Consider the following 285-nt stretch of genomic DNA (forward strand, 5'->3'; position numbering starts at 1 on the left):
CTGGGTTGATAGGCCAGATGTGGAAGCCCTGTAAGGGGTGGAGCTGACTGGTACTAATAGGCCGAGGGCTTGTCCTCAGTTGCTCGCGTCCACTGTGTTGTTCCCGGGTTGCGAACAGTTATCGCACCGGTTGAACAGTTTCACTACTTAATTGAAGAGTGTGCTTGTTCGCTAGAACCCGATAGGGTTTCGGTGGTCATTGCGTTAGGGAAACGCCCGGTTACATTCCGAACCCGGAAGCTAAGCCTTTCAGCGCCGATGGTACTGCAGGGGGGACCCTGTGGG

At 55.1% G+C, this 285-nt stretch carries 1 rRNA gene; it reads left to right on the forward strand.

Annotation, left to right across the window (positions count from 1 at the left end):
• Positions 1-188: 188 nt before the first annotated feature.
• Positions 189-285, forward strand: a 5S ribosomal RNA gene (gene rrf / locus IF17_RS1000000137315); the annotation flags it as partial.

It is taken from the genome of Streptomyces cyaneofuscatus, from assembly GCF_000718135.1.
GTDB lineage: Bacteria > Actinomycetota > Actinomycetes > Streptomycetales > Streptomycetaceae > Streptomyces > Streptomyces cyaneofuscatus.